10 protein-coding genes are annotated in these 19,293 nt (G+C 69.4%); 6 read left to right on the top strand and 4 right to left on the bottom strand.

Annotated elements, in window-relative coordinates:
• Positions 1 to 79: 79 nt before the first annotated feature.
• Positions 80 to 1,210: a tRNA dihydrouridine synthase DusB gene (gene dusB, locus ACN27G_RS21905; protein WP_421494644.1), complete on the top strand. Its 1,131-nt coding sequence runs from the start codon at positions 80 to 82 to the stop codon at positions 1,208 to 1,210.
• A 214-nt stretch (positions 1,211 to 1,424) separates the two neighbouring features.
• Here the strand turns inward: dusB and ACN27G_RS21900 are convergent, their stop codons facing one another.
• The gene (locus tag ACN27G_RS21900) at positions 1,425 to 3,239 is read right to left on the bottom strand and encodes a beta-N-acetylhexosaminidase (protein WP_421494643.1); all 1,815 of its coding nucleotides are present in this window, start codon (positions 3,237 to 3,239) and stop codon (positions 1,425 to 1,427) included.
• 297 nt (positions 3,240 to 3,536) lie between these two features.
• Here ACN27G_RS21900 and ppdK point away from each other — a divergent pair, with 297 nt between their 5' ends.
• Entirely contained in the window at positions 3,537 to 6,263 is a 2,727-nt protein-coding gene (ppdK, locus tag ACN27G_RS21895; protein WP_421494642.1) for a pyruvate, phosphate dikinase, read from the top strand.
• A gap of 78 nt (positions 6,264 to 6,341) precedes the next feature.
• Here the strand turns inward: ppdK and ACN27G_RS21890 are convergent, their stop codons facing one another.
• Positions 6,342 to 6,848: a roadblock/LC7 domain-containing protein gene (locus tag ACN27G_RS21890; protein WP_421494641.1), complete on the bottom strand. Its 507-nt coding sequence runs from the start codon at positions 6,846 to 6,848 to the stop codon at positions 6,342 to 6,344.
• A 248-nt stretch (positions 6,849 to 7,096) separates the two neighbouring features.
• On the opposite strand from ACN27G_RS21890, the gene ACN27G_RS21885 reads away from it, so the two are divergent.
• Both ACN27G_RS21885 and ACN27G_RS21880 read left to right on the top strand, forming a co-directional pair.
• Positions 7,097 to 7,450, top strand: a complete 354-nt coding sequence (locus ACN27G_RS21885) for a VOC family protein (RefSeq protein ID WP_421494640.1) — start codon at positions 7,097 to 7,099, stop codon at positions 7,448 to 7,450.
• A gap of 69 nt (positions 7,451 to 7,519) precedes the next feature.
• Positions 7,520 to 8,752, top strand: a complete 1,233-nt coding sequence (locus ACN27G_RS21880) for a deoxyguanosinetriphosphate triphosphohydrolase (protein WP_421494639.1) — start codon at positions 7,520 to 7,522, stop codon at positions 8,750 to 8,752.
• A gap of 54 nt (positions 8,753 to 8,806) precedes the next feature.
• Here ACN27G_RS21880 and ACN27G_RS21875 read toward each other — a convergent pair whose 3' ends face one another.
• Together ACN27G_RS21875 and ACN27G_RS21870 are read right to left on the bottom strand one after the other, a co-directional pair.
• Positions 8,807 to 10,075 carry a hypothetical protein gene (locus ACN27G_RS21875; protein WP_421494638.1) on the bottom strand — a complete coding sequence of 423 codons (1,269 nt, stop codon included), beginning with the start codon at positions 10,073 to 10,075 and terminating at the stop codon, positions 8,807 to 8,809.
• Between the two features lie 14 nt (positions 10,076 to 10,089).
• Entirely contained in the window at positions 10,090 to 11,616 is a 1,527-nt protein-coding gene (locus ACN27G_RS21870) for an alkaline phosphatase D family protein (RefSeq protein WP_421494637.1), read from the bottom strand.
• A gap of 376 nt (positions 11,617 to 11,992) precedes the next feature.
• Between ACN27G_RS21870 and ACN27G_RS21865 the strand changes: the two genes are divergently transcribed.
• Together ACN27G_RS21865 and ACN27G_RS21860 are read left to right on the top strand one after the other, a co-directional pair.
• Positions 11,993 to 18,235 (top strand): RHS repeat domain-containing protein, encoded by a 6,243-nt coding sequence (locus ACN27G_RS21865; protein WP_421497415.1) that lies wholly within the window; start codon positions 11,993 to 11,995, stop codon positions 18,233 to 18,235.
• Between the two features lie 32 nt (positions 18,236 to 18,267).
• Positions 18,268 to 19,005: a barstar family protein gene (locus ACN27G_RS21860; RefSeq protein ID WP_421494636.1), complete on the top strand. Its 738-nt coding sequence runs from the start codon at positions 18,268 to 18,270 to the stop codon at positions 19,003 to 19,005.
• Positions 19,006 to 19,293: the final 288 nt, after the last annotated feature.

The raw sequence follows: 19,293 nt of genomic DNA, 5'->3' as shown, positions 1-19,293 counted from the left end.
CAGGGAGTGTGCTATGGCTGAGCCGTTAGGAGGGGGCCCTTCTTCTACAGAAAGCGATAAGAAGGGGCCCTTCCTTGCAGTGGGCACGTACTCGGTGTGGCCGCCGGTCGTCCTTGCCCCGATGGCCGGGATCACGAATGTCGCGTTCCGGCGGCTGTGCCGGGAACAGGGCGGTGGGTTGTACGTCTGCGAGATGGTCACGACCCGGGCGCTGGTGGAGCGGAATCCCAAGACGCTCCGGATGATCGCGTTCGGCGGGGACGAGCGGCCGCGCAGCCTCCAGCTCTACGGGATCGATCCGGAGGTGACGGCGGCGGCGGTCCGGATGGTGGTCGAGGAGGACCTGGCCGACCACGTCGACCTCAACTTCGGCTGTCCCGTGCCGAAGGTGACCCGCAAGGGCGGCGGGGCGGCGCTGCCGTGGCGGCGCCGGCTCTTCGCCCGGATCGTCCGGGCGGCGGTCGGGGCGGCCACCCCGGCCGGGGTGCCGGTGACGGTCAAGATGCGCAAGGGCATCGACGACGACCATCTGACGTACGTCGAGGCGGGGCTCGCCGCCCAGGAGGCCGGGGTGGCGGCGGTGGCCCTGCACGGGCGTACGGCCGCGCAGCGCTATTCCGGTACGGCGGACTGGGACGCGATCGGCACGCTGAAGCAGGCGCTGGACGTGCCGGTACTCGGCAACGGCGACATCTGGGAGGCCGACGACGCGCTCCGGATGGTGGCGCAGACCGGGGCGGACGGTGTCGTGGTGGGTCGGGGATGCCTCGGCCGGCCGTGGCTCTTCGCGGACCTGGCGGCCGCCTTCGAAGGTCGGCCGGTGCGTAGGCTCCCGGCGCTCGGCGAGGTGGCGGCGACGATGCGTCGGCACGCCGAGCTGCTGGTCGACTGGTTCGGGGGCGGAGACCGGCCCGACACCGCCGAGCGGGACGGCTGCGTCGACTTCCGCAAGCACGTCGCCTGGTATCTGAAGGGTTTCCCGGTCGGCGGCGAGCTGCGCCGGGCGCTGGCGATGGTGAGCGGCCTCGCCGAACTCGACGACCTGCTCGGCAAGCTCGATCCGGCCGAGCCGTTTCCGGTCGACACGCTCGGCCAGCCCCGGGGCCGGACCAACTCGCCGGGCAAGGTCTTCCTGCCGGACGGCTGGCTGGCCGACCGGGACAGCGCCGAGGTGCCGGCTGGCGCCGAGCTCGCCGACTCCGGCGGCTGAGTCATCTCGGGTAATTCGCTGCTGGTCGTCTTCCGGCCCCGCCGGGACCCCGCCCCGGCCCCGCCTGAGGGCGGCCAGCCGGATTCGCCTGAGGGCGGCCAGCCGGATCCGCCTGAGGGCGGCCAGCCGGATCCGCCTGAGGGCGGCCAGCCGGACCCGCCTGAGGGCGGGCCGGAGTCGCCCGAGGGCGGATGTCGGGGAAAGCTGTCTGGGTCTAGGCCGCGCCGGGGTTCCCGAGTCCGGAAGGGGTCGGTGCGGGGTCGGCGGCGGGGGAGGGGGGACCGCCGGGGCGGGGTTCGGGTACGACGGGAACGCCCGCCCACGGCACCTCGGGCGAGCGGTGGAACGTGATCCCGGCGGTGCTCCACCGGACGCCGTGCCCGGCCAGCCGGAGCCGGAAGTCGGCCCAGTCCCGGGCCTGCCCCGGTGACCAGCCCAGTTCGGCGATGGCCGGCAGCCGGGGGAAGGTCATGAACTCGATGTCGCCGATCGTCCGGACCGTCTCCGTCCAGAGTGGTGCCTCCACGCCCAGCACCGCCTCGGCGGGCACTCCGGCCAGATAGCTGCCGGGATCCCAGTCGTACGCGTCGCGCACCTCGACCAGCCCGGCCCAGTCCTTGCCCAGCGGGGTGGCCGCGGAGTATTTCATGTCCAGATAGCTGCGGTTGCCGGGCGAGAGCAGCAGCTTGGCGCCGGCCCGGACTGCGGCGGCCACGGTCGGGTCCTCGTCCGTGGTGCCCCAGTATTGGAGCACCCGCCCGGCGCTGTGCTCGGCGACCGCGATCTGGTGCCAGCCGAGCACCCGCTTGCCGTGCCCGGTGACGATCTGCTGCACCCGGTTCATGAAGCGGGCGTAGTCGGCCGTGTCGAGGGCGAACGCCTCGTCGCCACCGATGTGCAGGTAGCGGCCGGGGGTGAGCGCAGCGACCTCGCCGAGCACGTCGTCGACGAACCGGTAGGTCCGCTCGCTGTCGATGGCGACAGTGCTGAACCCGACGTCGGTGCCGATGTATTCCGGCGGGGCGACGCGGTCCGGGGAGAGCTCCCCGTAGGCGGTCAGCGCGGCGTTGGTGTGGCCGGGCAGGTCGATCTCGGGGACGACGGTGACGTGCCGGGCGGCGGCGTACGCGACGATCTCGGCGTACTGCTCCTTGGTGTAGTGGCCGCCGGGGCCGCCGTCGACCTCGGTGGCGGCGCCGACGCTGGTCAGCCGGGGCCAGGAGTCGACGGCGATCCGCCAGCCCTGGTCGTCGGTGAGGTGCAGGTGCAGGTGGTTGAGCTTGTAGCGGGCCAGGTGGTCGATGAAGCGGAGCACGTGCGGCACGGCGAAGAAGTGCCGCGCCACGTCGAGCATGGCGCCCCGGTAGCCGAACCGGGGTTGGTCGGAGATCGTGCCGCCGGGGAACACCCACGGGCCGGGCTGGCGCCTGGCCGACTCGATCTTCGCCGGCAGCAACTGCCGCAGCGTCTGCACGCCGTAGAAGAGCCCGGCCACGGCGCGGGCCCGGACCACCACACTGGTGGCGGTTATCTCCAGGTGGTAGCCCTCCGCCGAGTCGACGCCGGCCGCTGCCGTGCTGTGGCGGCTCGTGGTGCGGGCCGCTGCGGTGTCGGGGCGGCTCGCCGCCGCCGGTTCGTCTCCGGTCAGCAGCAGGGAGATGCCGCCCGGCAGGTCGCTCTGGCCGGCGGTGACCACCGGCAGCGGGTAGCCGGTGGGTCGGCGCAGCAGGTCGGCCAGGTAGCGGCCGACCGCGCCGGCATCGGGGCCCGGGCTGGTCCGGATGGTCGTGCCGGGGGTGAGCACGAACTCGACCCCTGCGGTCGGCTCCACCCGCGCGGGCGCGGGTAGCACGTCGGTGAGCCGGGGCGGGGTGTCGGGGCCGGTGGTGAGGGTGGACCGGGATGGGAATGTGGCAGGTCGCACGGCAGATCTCTCCGGGGGAGCCGCAGGTGATTCCGGGCAAATTTCATGAAACGTACGTTCGAAATGGCTACCTGTCAAGGGTTGATCACCCTCTGGTACGGGCATTTCGGCCGGGCCTGTCGTCCTGGGTCAACGCCGAAGCGGCCCGGCCTCTTCCGGCCTGCGGGTCGGGGCCTGGTGACTGATCTTGCTCGTGGGATCGTTCCCACACAACCTCGCGAACACGTACAGCCTTCGCAAGTGTGCGGATTGTCACCGAACGGTCCCAGGGCACCCGCCGGTCGCTTAGCCTTCGCCCACCAGCAGCCGGCCGTTCCCGCTGGTACGGGCAACCGTCCCCTGGGTAGGTAGAGAGCGGCTAAACCTTCGTTCAGTGTCGAACGGCGCACGTGGGAGGGTCCGTTGACAGCGCAGCAGACGGCGGGACACAAGGGGAACAAGAGACAGAAGTACGTCTACGACTTCACCGAGGGCAACAAGGACCTCCGGGACCTGCTCGGTGGCAAGGGCGCCAACCTGGCCGAGATGACCAACCTCGGGCTGCCCGTGCCGCCCGGATTCACCATCACCACCGAGGCCTGCCAGGCGTACCTGAACACCGGAGCCCAGCCCGACGGGCTGGCCGAGGAGATCGCCGCCCACCTGGCCTCGCTGGAGAAGGGGATGGGCAAGCGGCTGGGTGACCCGGCCGACCCGCTGCTGGTCTCGGTCCGTTCCGGAGCCAGATTCTCCATGCCGGGGATGATGGAGACGGTGCTTAACGTCGGGCTCAACGACGAGAGCGTGGCCGGCCTCGCCGCCCAGGCCGGTGGCAGCCACCGCTTCGCCTGGGACTCCTACCGCCGGCTCATCCAGATGTTCGGCAAGACGGTCTGCGACGTGCCGGGCGAGGACTTCGCGCACGCGCTCGACGAGGCCAAGCGGGCCAAGGGGACCGAGAACGACCTCGACCTCGACGCGGACGACCTGCGGGCACTGGTGTCGGCATACAAGACGATCTTCCGCAAGCACACCGGGCGGGACTTCCCGCAACAGCCCCGGGAGCAGCTCGAACTCGCCATCAACGCCGTCTTCGAGTCCTGGAACGCCGAGCGGGCCGTGCTCTACCGCCGGCAGGAGCGGATCCCGGCCGACCTCGGCACCGCCGTCAACGTCGTCGCGATGGTCTTCGGCAACCTCGGGCCGGACTCCGGCACCGGGGTCGCCTTCACCCGCGACCCGGCCAGCGGCGCCCAGGGCATCTACGGCGACTACCTGGCCAACGCCCAGGGCGAGGACGTGGTGGCCGGCATCCGCAACACCGTCCCGCTGCAACGGCTCGAAGAGCTGAACAAGCCGGCGTACGACGAACTTCTCGCCATCATGGCCACGCTGGAGGAGCACTACCGCGACCTCTGTGACATCGAGTTCACCATCGAGCGCGGCAAGCTGTGGATGCTGCAGACCCGGGTCGGCAAGCGCACCGCCGCCGCCGCGTTCGTGATCGCCGCCCAACTCGTCGACGAGGGTCTGATCGACCTGGACGAGGCGCTGCACCGGGTGAACGGCGCCCAACTCGCCCAGCTCATGTTCCCGCGCTTCAAGCTCGACACCGATCCGGCCCCGCTGGCCAGGGGGATCGGCGCCTCACCCGGGGCCGCCGTCGGCAGGGTGGTCTTCGAGGGGAAGCGGGCGGTCGAGCTGGCCGAGGCCGGCGAGGACGTCATCCTGGTCCGCCGGGAGACCAACCCGGACGACCTGCCCGGCATGATCGCCTCGCGCGGCATCCTCACCTCGCGGGGTGGCAAGACCAGCCACGCCGCCGTGGTGGCCCGGGGGATGGGCAAGACCTGCGTCTGCGGCGCGGACGCGCTCGATGTCGACGTCCGGGCCCGGCGGTTCACAGTCGACGGCCGGACCGTCTCCGAGGGCGACGTCGTCTCGATCGACGGCACCACCGGCAAGGTCTACCTCGGCGAGGTGCCGGTCTGGCCCTCCGAGGTGGTGCGCTACTTCGAGGGGAGCGTCGACGCCGAGACCACGGACGATCCGCTGGTGGCCGCCGTACACCGGATCATGACGCACGCCGACACCCGGCGGCGGCTGGGCGTGCGGACGAACGCCGACACCGGCGAGGACGCGGCCCGGGCCCGGCGGTTCGGCGCCGAGGGAATCGGCCTCTGCCGGACCGAGCACATGTTCCTCGGTGACCGCCGCGCCCTGGTCGAGCGGCTGATCCTGGCCCGGACCGACGACGAGCGGCGGGCGGCACTGGCCGAACTGCTGCCGTTGCAGCGGGCCGACTTCGTCGAGGTCTTCCGGGCGATGGACGGGCAGCCGGTCACCGTCCGGCTGATCGACCCGCCGCTGCACGAGTTCCTCCCCTCGCTGGAGGAGTTGGCCGTGCACGTGGCGGTCGCGCACGAGCGGGGCGAGGACGCCGCCCGGGACGAGGCCCTGCTCAGCGCGGTACGCCGGATGCACGAGCAGAACCCGATGCTGGGCCTGCGCGGTGTCCGGCTCGGCCTGGTCATCCCGGGCCTCTTCGCCATGCAGGTGCGGGCGATCGTCGAGGCGGCGGTGGAGTGCGCCAGGGGCGGCGGCACCCCGAAGCCGGAGATCATGGTGCCGCTGGTCGGCGCGGTCCAGGAGCTCGAGACGGTACGCGCCGAGGCCGAAAAGATCATCGCGGAGGTGACCCGGGAGCAGGCGGTGGAGGTGCTGATCGGCACCATGATCGAGGTGCCCCGGGCCGCGCTGACCGCCGGGCAGATCGCCGAGGCGGCGGAGTTCTTCTCGTTCGGCACCAACGACCTGACCCAGATGGGCTGGGGCTTCTCCCGCGACGACGTGGAGGGCGCCTTCTTCTGGCGCTACCTGGAGCTGGGCATCTTCGGCATCTCGCCGTTCGAGTCGATCGACGCCGAGGGCGTCGGCCGGCTGGTCAGGATCGCCAGCGAGGAGGGCCGGGCGGCCCGTCCCGGGCTGAAGCTCGGGGTCTGCGGCGAGCACGGCGGCGACCCGGAGTCGGTGCACTTCTTCCACCAGGTGGGGCTGGACTACGTCTCCTGCTCGCCGTTCCGGGTGCCGGTGGCCCGCCTGGAGGCCGGCCGGGCGACGGTCGAGTCCGCCGGCTCCGACAGTCGCTGACCCGGCGACCGAGGGTTGGTGGCCTGTCGCCGCTCCGTCGAGGAGTGGTGACAGGCCACCGTCATGCCCCTGTCGCCGTCACTGCCGTCCCTGCGGGCGCCAGCCGCCGGAGGAGGACCAGAGGCCGGCGGGAAGTGCGGCCATCGGGGTCCGGGTGGCCAGCGGCGCGTCCGGGTCGCTGCTCGGCGGGATCGCGGTCGCCACCGTCGGCTGCCGTACGGCGTTCCAGAGCGCGCCGAGCCGCGCGGCGGTCGGGCGGGCCTCGGCGTGCAGGTGACTCAGGTCGGTCTCCTCGGGCACCACGGTGGTCAGGATCGCGTCCTCGCCGGCCGGATAGACCACGATCCAGCCGTCCGCGCCGCGGACCACGGACTCCCGCAGCGGGCCGTGCCCGACCAGGTGGGCGAAGCGATCACCGATCCCGAGACCCGCCGCGGCGAGGGCGGCGACATGGTGCGGGTCGGCGCCCGGCAGCTCGCCGGCGACCAACAGCCCGTCCGCGGCGGCCAGCACCGCACCCGACATCTCCGGCACCGCGCGACGCAGCCGGTGCAGTTCGGCCAGCAGGGCGGCATCAGTATTCACTGGTGTCTCTCCTTAGCCCCCCGCCCGGTAACCTTCCGACTCCGGCACGCTACACCGCGCGTCGTCCAGGTGCCGTCCCATGACCATCGGCAATCGTCCGGCAACTCTGAGCTGTTCGGCTGTTGTGTACGCAGCCGCAGGTCAATCGCGTAGTGTGTCGCGCATTCGTTGACCCTTCCCGTCCGGCAACCCGGGCGTAACGTGGTCGACACGCGAACTTCGTTTCCCTCGCAACGGAGGTGTGGCGCATGGGCACCGTCTGGGAGAACCTGGTGGTCGATGCCGCTGATCCGGCCCGACTCGCGCGCTGGTGGGCCGAGGCACTCGGCTACCAGATCGTCACCGAGCTGCCGGACGAGGTGGAGATCCGCCGGGCGCCCGAGGTACTGCCCGGTCTGGTGTTCGTGCCGGTGGCGGAGGGGAAGGGGGCGAAGAACCGGCTGCACATCGACCTCCGGCCCACCGACCGGGAGGCCGAGATCGAGCGGCTGGTCAACATGGGTGCCCGGCACGTCGACATCGGGCAGGCGCCGGAGGTCACCTGGACGGTGCTGGCCGACCCCGAGGGCAACGAGTTCTGCGTACTCGCCCAGCGGGGTTGAGATGCGCCGCCCGGCGCGCCCGTGCCCGGGGTTGACCGTGCCGGGGGCCGCCGGGTGAAGATCGGTGGTGTGAACAGTCGGCCGGATGCCGAGCGCCGGGTCGCCGAGCCGGTGAAGGACAGCGGTTACGGGCGGAGCCCGTACCAGCGGGACCGCGCCCGGGTGCTGCACTCGGCGGCGTTCCGGCGGCTCGCCACCAAGACCCAGGTGCACACCGCCGGCACCGACGACTTCCTCCGGACCCGGCTCACCCACTCGCTGGAGGTCGCCCAGATCGCCCGGGAGATGGGTGGCCGGCTCGGCTGCGACCCGGACATCGTGGACGTGGCCGGGCTCGCGCACGACCTGGGGCACCCGCCCTTCGGGCACAACGGCGAGGCGGCGCTCGACACGCTGGCCGACGGCTGCGGCGGCTTCGAGGGCAACGCCCAGACGCTGCGGGTACTGACCCGGCTGGAGGCCAAGGTGTACGACCCGGCGGGCGCCTCCGCCGGACTCAACCTGACCCGGGCCGCGCTCGACGCCACCTGCAAATATCCCTGGCCGCGTCGCCCCGGGCAGCGCAAGTTCGGGGTGTACGCCGACGACGCCGACACCTTCGCCTGGCTGCGCCGGGGCGCCCCGGACGGCGACGTACGCTGCCTGGAGGCGCAGGTGATGGACTGGGCCGACGACGTGGCGTACTCGGTGCACGACGTCGAGGACGGCATCCACGGCGGCTACCTGCGGCTGCGGCTCGCCCAGTTGCGGGCCGACGCCGACGAGCGGGCGGCGCTCTGCGCCGACGTCGCCGACCGGTACTCCACCGAGTCCGCCGACGACCTGGCCGGGACCCTGGCCGGACTCCTCGCCGACCCGGTGCTCGCCCCGCTCTACGACTACGACGGCAGTCACCGGGCCCTGGCCGCGTTGAAGGCGAGCACCAGCCTGCTGACCGGGCGCTTCGTCGCGGCGGCGGTGCGGGCGACCGAGGAACGTCACGGCAGCGGCCCGCTGCGCCGGTACGCCGCCGAACTCGTCGTACCCCGGCGGATCCGGGCCGAGTGCGCGCTGCTGAAGGGCATGGCGCTGCGCTACGTGATGCGTCGCCCCGGCGCGCGGGAGCGCTACGAGCAGCAGCGGCAGATCCTGGCCGAGCTGGTGGCGGCGCTGCTGGCCCGGGCACCGGAGGTGCTCGACCCGGTCTTCGCGCCACTGTGGAAGGCGGCGCCCGACGACGCCGCGCGGCTCCGCGTGGCGGTCGACCAGGTCGCCTCGCTGACCGACCCGGCCGCGATCGCCTGGCATCGGCGCCTCGTGTAAGGAAGGGCCCCCGCTTATCGTTTTCTGTTGTAGAAGGGCCCCTTCCTTGCACCCTCACCAGGCGGCGTTGGTGCCGTCGACGGCGAGGAGGATCTGGTCGAAGGAGTTGCCGTCGTTGTCGTCGGTGTAGGCGGCGCTGATCTCGCCCCAGGGGGAGGAGGTCACGGCGAGCTGTTCCTGACGGCCGGTGGTGGTGCGGCCGAGCAGTTGGGCGGGTAGGCGGCCGGTGGTCGTACCGTCCGGGTTGAGGCCGCGGGCGGCGACGTCCTCGGCGGCGGTGCGGACCGTCCAGCCGACCACGGCGTTGGCCTGGTCGTCGATGCCGGCGCTGGGCGCCACCGCGCCGGTGCCGGTGGAGACCTCGACGTCGGCGTGCCGGGCGGTGGCCGCGCGGGTGAACGACCGTGCCCACACCCCGGCGGTGCCGGTGTGGTCGGACTCCCAGGCGATCGCGAAGTCGCCGGTGAAGTTGGCCGCGATCGCGGGACGACGCTGCTGGGCGCCGGTGGCCGAGTTGGCGACCCGGCGGGAGAGGTTCACCGCACCGTTCGACCGGGCGAACCGGGCCAGGCCGATGTTGTACGACCCATTGGCGTCCGCGTCCTCGTCCCAGACCACCAGCGCGTCGCCGGAGGCGGAGACGGCCACGTCCGGGCGGTGGTGCTCGCCGCCCGACTGGCTGGCCTGCACCTCGTACGCCTTAATGGTGTTGCCGGTGTAGCCGGCGACCCGGATCGTCGCCGGGCTGGAGCCCTGGATGTCCTCCCAGGCGACGCTGAAGGCGACCGCCGTGCTGCTGTTCGGCGCGCCGTCCGGGTCGACCGCCACCTTCGGATGGAGCTGCTGGCCGTCGGCGGAGGCGTTGGCCCGGCCCGAGGCGAGCACGCTCCCGGTCGGCGAGACCACCCGGTACGGGACGTTGTAGAAGCCGTTGCCGTCCGGGTCGTCCGCCCAGACGACCACCACGTTGCCCCGGTCGTCGATCCCGACGTCGGGGGTCACGTGCTTCCAGTTGACGCCGGAGGTGCCGCCGCCGGAGAGTTTCAGCTCGTGGAGCGGGGTGCCGTTGTCGAAGACCCGCAGGAAGATCTCGGAGTGGACGTCGTCCTCCGGGGCGCTGCTGTCGCGGTCGTCCTCCCAGACGACGGCGACCCGGCCGGCGCGGTTGGCGGCGATGGCCGGCACGTCCTGGTCACCGGTGGCGACGCTGTTCGCCGTGATCCAGGTGGCCGGCGCGGACGCGAGGACCACGTCGGCCGGTGCCGGCGATGCCGGCGGGGCCGCCAGCAGCGTGGTGAGCAGCAGCGAGGTGACGGGGTTCATCTGGATGCTCCTGCTCAGCCGGCCTGCAGGCCGGGGCGGCCGTCGGCGATGACGAACGATCCGACAGTGGCGGCCGGGGCGCCGTGCTCGGTCACGGTGGCGACCGCCCGGAAGTCGGCCCGGACCTGGCTCCGGCTGATCGTGGTACGCACGTAGCCGCGCCGGTTGGAGTAGAACCGGATGTGCGGGTTGATGGCGGCGTCCGGGATCGCCGTGTCGGCGGAGCCGTTGCCGCCGGACGAGATCGAGGTGCAGACCAGTTCGGTGCCGATCGTCGCCGAACCCGGGTTGGCGTAGTCGGCCTTGAGGTCGTTGGCCCAGGCCCGGTGCACGTCGCCGGTGAGCACCAGCGGGTTGCGCACGCCACGGTCGAGCCAGCCCTGCTGGATCCGGGACCGGGAGGCGCGGTAGCCGTCCCAGGCGTCCATGTTGGCGGCGCCGGCCGCGTCGAGCTGCCGGGCGAAGAAGACCTGCTGACCCATGATGTCCCAGGTGCCGAGGTGCTGGCCGAGGCCGTCGAGGAGCCACGCCTCCTGGGCGGCGCCGGTCAGCGTACGGCCGGGCAGGTCGGCGTCGGCGCAGACCTTGCGCCCGTCCCCGCAGACCTGGTCGTCCCGGTACTGCCGGGTGTCAAGCATGTGGAAGGTGGCGAGCTGTCCCCAGCGGAGCCGCCGGTAGAGCGGGATGCTGTTGCCGGAGGGTGCCGAGCTGGGCCGCAGCGGCAGGCTCTCGTAGTACGCCCGATACGCGGCGGTGCGCCGGGCGGTCCACTGCGCGGCGGTCAGCGCCGGGCTGTTGTTCTCCCGCACCGTGCCGGCGTAGTTGTTCTCCACCTCGTGGTCGTCCGGCACCAGCAGCCACGGCGCGGCGGCGTGCGCCGCCTGGAGGTCCGGATCGGACTTGTACTGGGCGTACCGGCGGCGGTAGTCGGCGAGCGAGACGATTTCGGCGCCCGCGTGCTCGCGTACCGAGCCGGCGGTGGTGGCGTCCTCGTAGATGTAGTCGCCGAGGTGCAGCACCAGTCCGGGGTTCTCCTCGGCCATCCGGCGGTAGGCGGTGTAGTAGCCGGACTCGTAGTGCGCGCAGGAGGCGAAGGTCATCACCAGGTCCCGGCCGAAGCTGCCGGCCGCCGGTGCCGTCCTGGTCCGCCCGACGGCCGAGATGTGCCCCTGGGCCCGGAACCGGTAGTAGTAGTCGGAGTCCGGGGCGAGGCCACCGGCGACCACGTGTACGGAGTGCGCGTCGGCGTACCGGGCGGTGACCGAGCCGGCGGCGACCAGCGAGGTGAAGCGCTCGGTGGTGGATACCTGCCAGTCGACGGCGACGTCCGCGTTGGCCATCCCGCCCTGCCCGTCGGCGTTCAGCGGCGTCGGGGCGAGCCGGGTCCAGAGCACGACGCTGTCGGGTGCCGGCTCGCCGGAGGCGACCCCCAGCTTGAACGGGTACGGGGTCGCGGCGAGCGCGCCGCGCAGCGGCATCGCGGCCGCGCCGACCGCACCGAGTCCACCGAGGACGAAGATGCGTCGATTGACCTTCTTCATGAACGGGTACGCTCGCGGTTGATCGTGAACGGGGTGAGCACCGCCGCGAAACTCCGGATGACATCGGCCTGTCGCATCGAGGTCAGCGGATGCCCGGTCGGTGTCGGGTGTTGGGCACGGCGGCCGCGCCGGCGGTGCCGGCGGTTGGACGATCCGGCTCCCGAGCGCAGCAGGTGGACAGCACGTCAGCGCGATCTCCGGCTGGCGTCCACAGTGGTCTCGCTGAAACCTTGAGCACGTTGTCGGATATTGACACGTAGCGTGGTTGTGCGAATACTCGTGTGGCTGATGATCACTTGGCCCATGGGGGTTTCGGGTGTCTGCTCACCGTCGCACGGCCTTGTCCCGTCGTCTGGTTCGTTGTCTGCCGTCGGTGTTGGTGGGGGTGTTGCTGGCCTCGTTGGTGGGTGCGGTGCCGGCGTTGCCGGCTGCGGCTGCGGCGGAGCCGGGCGGGCGGGAGCGTCCGGTGCGGGTGTCGTCGGCGGCGACGAAGCCGAAGCCGTTGCCGGCGATGCCGACCTACCCGGGCGACCCGGTGGAGTGGCCGTCGCAGGGCTCTGCGGTGGTGGACCTGCCGCTGTCGTCTGATCGGTCGCGACGGCTGCCGGGGTCGGTGGAGCCGGGTGGTCTGCCGGTGACGGTGACGGCGGTCGACGACGTCGACATGGATGTGCTGTCGAACCGAGGGTTGACGGATGCGGCAAACGCGTCGGAGCTGCCGGGCAGGGTGCGGGTCGAGCTTCTCGACCGGGGGGTGGCCGGGCGTGCGGGTGTTCCGTTGGCGTTGAAGGTCGAGCGCGCTGATGACCGCCGTGGTGGCCGGGTCGAGCTTCGGGTGGACTATTCGGCCTTCGCGCACGCGTACGGGGGTGACTGGGCGTGGCGGTTGCGTCTGGCGACGATGCCGTCGTGTGTGTTGACCAGTCCGGAGCTTGAGCAGTGCGGGCAGGTTGGGCGGCTTGACTCGGTCAATGACGGGAAGGCTGGTGTGGTCACCGCCGAGGTCGAGCTGCCCGCCGGGGACGTTGATCGTCTGGTGGTGTTGGCCGCCAGTGGTTCGTCGACGGAGTCCGGGGACTTCTCGAAGTCGGACCTGAAGGAGTCCTCGACGTGGGCGGTCGCCGGCAACTCGGGTGATTTCACCTACTCGTATCCGATGGCGGCGCCGCCGGTGCCGGGTGGCCTGGTGCCGGAGGTGGGGCTGGCGTACAGCTCGGGGGCGGTGGATGGGCAGACGGCGGGGTCGAACACCCAGCCGTCGATGTTCGGTGAGGGGTGGAGCTACACGCCCGGCTTCATCGAGCGGACCTACCGGCCGTGTGTGGACGACTCGGAGCCGGTGCTGTCGCCGCACTGGACGGTGTTGGCGTCCACCGGGGATCTGTGTTGGCGGCAGCCGAACGCGCAGGTCTCGCTGAACGGCACGGTCGGTGAGATCGTGCTGGCCAGTGATGGGAAGTGGCGGCTGGCCGACGATGACGGGTCGAAGGTCGAGTTGCTGACCGGTGCTCCGAACGGCGACAACAACGGCGAGCACTGGAAGATCACCACGACGGACGGGACGCAGTACTGGTTCGGCCGGCAGACCCTGCCGAACGGTAAGGGGAACACGAACTCCACTCCGGTGGTGCCGGTCTTCGCCAACCACTCGGGCGAGCCGTGTTTCAGTTCGTCGTCGGCGTCCGCGTCGCGGTGTCAGCAGGCGTGGCGGTGGATGCTCGACTATGTCGTGGACCGTAACGGCAACGAGATCTCGTACTGGTACGACCGGGAGACGGTGCGTACCGGGGTGATGAACTCGGCGTCGACGACAGCCGCCTACCACCGTGCGGTACACCTGACCCGGGTCGAGTACGGGACCCATACCTCTGACGGTTCGTCGGTGGTGGCACCGGCGCGGGTCGTGTTCACCAACTCCGACCGCTGTGTGAGCAGCTCCTGCGGTACGCGGAACAAGACGAACTGGCCGGACACGCCGTGGGACCTGGAGTGCCTGAGCGCGCCCTGCGCGAACAATCTGGCGCCGACGTTCTGGTCGAGCAAGCGGGTGTCGAAGATCGCCACCCAGGTGTTGAAGAGTGGAACGTACTCGCCGGTGGACGAGTGGGCGATCGGGCACTCCTTCCCGACGGCGCCGTCGCCGGTGATGTGGCTGTCCAATATCGAGCACAGCGGTAAGAGCGGCGGGACGGTGACGCTGCCGAAGCTGTTGACCTTCGGCACGAGGACGCAGAACCGGGCGGACTACGACCCGGCCGGCACGATGCAGTCGCACGAGAAGTACCGCATCACGAGGCTCCAGACGGAGACGGGCGGCCAGATCGAGGTCACCTATGCGGGCAACGACACCGGCTGCGTGTTCGGTGGTACGTTCCCCGATCCCGACGAGAACTCCAAGCGCTGCTTCGCGCAGTACTACACGAACCCGTCGGGCCAGACCGGCTGGTCGTGGTGGCACAAGCGGATCACGACCAGGATCGTCGAATCCGACCTGGTCGGCGGCTCCCCACCGATCACCACCGAATACAGCTATTCGACGGAGAACTCCTCCAGCAGTGTGCTGTGGGGGCTGTCGAAGGGCGCTTCGGTGTGGGGAGCGTCGCTGCCGAAGCGGTCCTGGTCGGATTGGGCGGGCTACACCAACGTCACCGTGCGGAAGGGTAACCCCAGCGCCGGCACCAGGTCACAGGTCGACTACCTGTATCTGCGTGGCCTGCACGGCGACGTCATCGACACCGGGACCCGCTCGGTGTCGGTCACCCCGTTCGACTCGGTGGCCGGTGGCGGGGCGGCCTGGGACACCGAGTACCGGCGTGGGCATCTGCTCAACCAGCGGATCTACGACCGTGCCGGCGGCAGTGTGGTGCAGATTGTCAAGAATGATCCGTGGACGGTCACGACCGGCACCCGCACGTTGTCGACGGACTGGGCGGTGCCGAACGTCCACCGGTCATACATCACCCGGACGAAGTTCGAGGACCGTTGGGAGCTGGTCGACGGGGCCTGGTCGCGGCGGTCGCGGGTCGACACCGGCTTCGACTCCACGTACGGGCGGGTCCTGACGGTCTCCGACGAGGGCAGTCTCGACGATGGCGACGAGACGTGCACCACGTACGCGTACGCCGACAACACTGCCACCTACAAGTACGAGTTCGTCAAGCAGCGGACGATCCGGGCGGAGGGTTGCGCGGAAACCCCCGGTGCCCTGCTGGCTGACACCCGCTACTACTACGACGGCACCGCCCACGGTGGGGCGCCGGGCCGGGGCAACGTGACCAGAACCGAGAGCTATGTCGACGGTGGTTGGCAGGTCGCCTCGCAGAACGTGGTCTACAACCCGCATGGTCAGGTCACCTCCTCCACCGATGCCCTGAACCGGACCACCACCAGCGCCTACACCGAGAACGCGGACCGGCTGAACACCCAGGTGGCGATCACCAACGCGGCCGGGCACACGGCGAGGACCAGTCTGGACGTCTCCCGTGGTCTGCCGTTGACGGTGACCGACGCCAACACCAAGGTGACCACCGGCACGTATGATCCGCTCGGGCGGTTGTTGACCGTCACTAGGCCGGGCAACACCACGGGTGTCCCGGACGAGGCGTACACGTACACCACGTCGCAGACCGCACCGTCGTGGACCCGGTCCAGGGTGTTGGGTCCGAACGGGAACCAGATCGACTCGTACGACATCTACGGCGGGCTGCTGCAGCACCGGCAGACCCAGACGGTCGCCGCCGACGGCAAACGGATCATCACCGAGCGGGTGTTCGACGAGCGGGGCCTGACGGTCAAGGAGTCCGCGTTCTGGAACACCGACTCCGGACCGACGTCGACGCTGGTGACGGCGGCCGACTCGGCGATCGAGCGGCAGACCCGGTTCACCTACGATGGCCGGGGTCGGCAGGAGACGGCCGAGACGTATTCGCTCGGTCAATACCTCTGGAAGACCACCACCTCCTACACCTGGAACTCGACGGTCGTCGTGCCACCGGCGGGCGGGTTCCCGACCCGGGAGGTGGTCGACGACCGTGGTCAGGTCGTGGAGAAGCGCCAGTACCGCACCTCGAACACCGCCGGTGACTACGACCGCACCAGGTACGGCTACAACCTGCGCGGTGAGTTGACCTCGGTCACCGATCCCGCCGGCAACGCCTGGAGCTACGCCTACGACCTGCTCGGCCGCAAGACCCAGGCGGTCGACCCGGACGCGGGGACCACGCTCACCTCGTACCACAGCACCGGTACGGTGTCGGCGACCACGGACGGGCGGGGCAAGAAGCAGCACTACATCTACGACAACCTCGACCGGCGTACCGAGCTTCGGGAGGACAGTTCCACCGGGCGGCTGGCGGCCCGGTGGACCTACGACACGGTCGCGATCGGCCAGTTGACCAGTTCCACCCGGTACGACACCGACGGGCTGGCCTACACCACCAGCGTCGGCTCGTACGACGACGGCTACCGGCCGCTGTCCGCCACGGCCACCATCCCGGCGTCGACCGCGAACGGGGCCCTCGCCGGCACCTACACGACCCAGATGACCTACAAGGCCAACGGTGCGGTCGCGACCGTCAGCCACCCCGGCGTCGGCGGCCTACCTGCCGAAACGCTGACCTACAACTACCTCAACCAGGGTCTGCTCGACTCGATGAGCTCGGGTCAGCAGACCTACCTCGCCGACGTCGAGTACGCCTACGACGGCCTGGCCTACCGCACCTACCTCGGCAACTCCGGCAAGCGCGTCCGGCTGACCACCCAGTACGACACCGGGCACCGCCGCCTGACCACCACCCAGGTCGACACGGAGAACCAGACCACCCCCGGCACCTGGAACGACAAGTACACCACCGAGTACGGCTATCGGGACAACGGGCTCGTCGCCGCCATCGCAGGCAAGACCGACGGCACCCGCGACCAGGTCGAATGCTTCACTTACGACTACCTGCAACGGCTGACCGAGGCGTGGACCGAAGCAGCCTGGACCTGCGCCACGCCACAACGCGCGGGCGCCGACCCGTACCGGCGGCAGTGGACCTTCGACACCGTCGGCAACCGACTCACCCAGACCGACAAGGACACCGCTGCCGGCGACACCACCTGGACCTACACCACCCCGGCGGCGGGACAACCCCGACCGCACGCGGTCACCGGTGTAACCGCGACCGGACCCAAAGCCGGCACCCCCACCCGGGCCTTCACCTACGACGCCGCGGGCAACACCCTTACCCGCACCACCGGGACCGGCGCCAACCAAACCCTCACCTGGAACCCCGAAGGCCGGCTCGGCACGGTGACCGAGAACGGGCAGACCACCAGCTACCTGTACGACGCCGACGGCAACCGGCTCATCTCCCGGGCACCCGGCAAGACCACCCTCTACCTCGGCGGCACCGAGCTCGCCCTCGCCACCGGCAGCAGCCAACCGGACGGCACCCGCTACTACGACGGCTACGGCGTCCGCGACATCACCGGGCTCAAGTGGGCCGTCAACAACCACCAGGGCACCGGCCAGATCCAGATCGACGCCGGCACCCTCGCCTGCCAGCGCCGCCGCACCATGCCCTACGGCGAAGACCGCGGCACCACCCCAACCCCCTGGCTCGGCACCAAGGGCTTCGTCGGCGGCACCCGAGACAACACCAGCCTGGTCCACCTCGGCGCCCGCGAATACGACCCCACCCTCGGCCGCTTCATCAGCGTCGACCCGCTCATCGACCCGGCCGACCCCCAACAGATGCACGGCTACAGCTACGCCAACAACAACCCCAGCACCCTCAGCGATCCCGACGGGCTCAGACCGCTCGCCACCAGCGGCGGCACCTACGATGAAGACCGCTACTGGAGCACCGGCGGCGGCAAGGGAACCAAACTCGCCAAAAACCCCACGACCAAAAAGTGGGGCGTAGTCAAGAAAAAGCCCACCGCTCCAAAGCCTCCGACGAAGCGCCAGACGCCAGCCAATGTGCCGACCCTTCCCAAGGAGAAGGCGCAGCAGCTCCGCGAGTACATCCAAATGGTCGCCGAGCAGAGCCCGCACACCTGGTATATCTCTGATTCGAACGCCTACAACGCGATCATGGTCCGCCTTCGCCACGCTATGTATGGCTCACCTGGCTGGAAGGATTACTGGGAAGCACTGGACGGCATGGTCGTCTCCATGGTCGTGGCCACTGTCGGCGCCATCCTCTGCCCGGAAACAGCTGGCGCCGGTTGCCTAATAGCAGTCGGAGCAGTCGCCGGCGCGGCAGGGCAATGCGTCGATGATTGTGCAGACGCTCAAGCGTTGGGACTGGCCGCAGTACTCGGGGCGGCAACAGGTCGCGGCGGAAAAGGAAAACTATCAGACCCCCTGCCAAGGGGAATGAATAACAAGATTGCTTCGGCGTATGATGACGTAACGGCGGGAAGACTGACGTCTCACGACATTTATCAGGGACGTGAATATCCATGGTGGAAAGGTGCTAAGGAATACCGCGTGCCAGGTCGGCCAGACAGCGACAGAATACTTGAAAAGACGCTTCCTGGTGGTGTAAAAGTATACGGATGGACATCTACGCACTATCAGAAGATACAACTCTTCGGAGCGCCTCACTTTCCCGATTCGGGCTGGAATTGAGAGGTTGATCCGGAGTCGGGAAGGCTGGAAATGTGGACACTCCGATCTATTCCCTAGTTGACGAGGTAACTCGAAATACGCTTGTGGTGGCGGAGGACTTATCGGGGTTTTTCATAGACTCAGGAGACTTGTCACCGGAAGTGACCTTTCTGAGAGTGCATGAAATCGGAACAGGGATGAGACGGGTAGAAGATGGCATTCTAAGGGTCATTAACGTACGTCGAGAAAAAATTGGAGAGTACTTTGTGGGCCGTGCTGTGCGGGGGGATATTGGGGAAGATTTGGGAGAGGGCATAATTTCGACGGTATCCTATCCGACCTTCGGTAATCGCTGTGAATATTCCGGAGCTGCGAACATCTGGCGTCGCTGGGCATCTTGCGCTGCACTAGAGAAAGATGAATGGCTTCGATGGCCAATGGACCAGCACGATGACTGGTTGCACGTTGTTCAAAATTCCTGGTTCGCAAGTAGTCGTCGTGCTGGCAGCTACGGAACAGACCACGTAGCATATCTGGATGGCGCGAAGATGCCTACGAAGCCGGGGTTCTATTGCGCGTTGGGTGAAGCTGTAAATGGCCCCGGCGGATATTTCGGATCTAACCTTGACGCCCTTGCAGACTGCCTCTCTTCAGATCTCGGCGATGTGCGCCTGGTGCGGGTAGTCTGGCGAAACTTTAGGGCGTCCCAGGACCATTTAGGGGACGGCTTTGTGCAGGCGATCATCAATCTACTGTCAAACGAATTTGCTGTGGAGGTATCCATTGTCTGACGAAAGTATTCTTTCGCTGCGTTGCTCGTACGCGTTCGGCATGCCGGCGCTGGTGAGGCAGGCCCGTTGCGTAGTCGGTTGAAAGTTTGACCTGAGGTACTGAAGTGATATCGGTGAATTTCCGGAGGTGATTGTATTCCGAAGTGAGTCAGGTGTAGCGCGGCAGCGCTCACCAGGCGACAGTTCTTTGGTGCATGTGTTGATTGCCGTTGACTACGGCACGAGCCCTCAGGGCGTTTAGTGCTCGGTCGATCGTTCGACCTGCCCGAGCGCCCGCCGCTGCCGGAC

Source organism: Plantactinospora sp. WMMB334, from assembly GCF_049179095.1.
Lineage (GTDB): Bacteria > Actinomycetota > Actinomycetes > Mycobacteriales > Micromonosporaceae > Plantactinospora.
The sequence above is the reverse complement of the archived record's forward strand: the minus strand, read 5'-3'. Positions and strand labels throughout refer to the sequence as shown.

Bases quoted from the DNA above. Each gene is read 5' to 3' on its own strand.
- ACN27G_RS21900 (WP_421494643.1), bottom strand. From the start codon at position 3,239: ATGCCCGTACCAGAGGGTGATCAACCCTTGACAGGTAGCCATTTCGAA.
- ACN27G_RS21885 (WP_421494640.1), top strand. From the start codon at position 7,097: ATGGGCACCGTCTGGGAGAACCTGGTGGTCGATGCCGCTGATCCGGCC.
- ACN27G_RS21875 (WP_421494638.1), bottom strand. From the start codon at position 10,075: ATGAACCCCGTCACCTCGCTGCTGCTCACCACGCTGCTGGCGGCCCCG.
- ACN27G_RS21870 (WP_421494637.1), bottom strand. From the start codon at position 11,616: ATGAAGAAGGTCAATCGACGCATCTTCGTCCTCGGTGGACTCGGTGCG.